This is a genomic window from Corynebacterium sp. HMSC074E01 (genome assembly GCF_001808885.1).
In the GTDB taxonomy this organism is placed as follows: domain Bacteria; phylum Actinomycetota; class Actinomycetes; order Mycobacteriales; family Mycobacteriaceae; genus Corynebacterium.
The window spans coordinates 1-488 of record NZ_KV794848.1 but is presented as its reverse complement, the minus strand read 5'-3'; the positions used below and the strand labels follow the sequence as shown (position 1 = coordinate 488).

At 55.9% G+C, this 488-nt stretch carries 1 protein-coding gene; it reads left to right on the top strand.

The annotated features are described in order from the left end of the window. The coding region (locus tag HMPREF2537_RS12825) for a YPDG domain-containing protein (RefSeq protein WP_210383643.1) at positions 1-488 on the top strand (488 nt) is incomplete at both ends.

Here is a 488-nt window from a genome sequence, read left to right as displayed (position 1 = left end):
GAGCCGAAGTATGAGGACACGAAGGTTGTTCCTGGTAAGGATGCCGAGTCGATTCCTTCCTTTGTGAAGGAGGATGAGGACGGTAACCCGACTGAGGAGAAGGTTGATGCTCCTGAGGGTTCGAAGTTCTCGATTCCGGAGGATTTCAAGGCTCCTGAGGGTTACACCGTCAAGGTTGATGAGTCCACTGGTGTTGTGACTGTGACTGCGGATCCTGAGAAGCTCAACAAGGACACTGTTGAGGAGTTCGACGTTCCTGTCACGGTTGAGTACCCGGATGGTTCCACGGATGACGCGAAGGCGAAGTTCGAGCTGGATACCGATGGTGATGGCACGCCGGATTCGAAGGACGACGACGATGACGGTGACGGTGTTCCGGATACCGAGGAGATCGACAAGGGCACGAACCCGAAGGATAAGAACGAGCGTCCGCTGACGCCGATCGAGCCTGGTGAGGACACCACCGCTGCTACGGTTGAGCCGAAGTA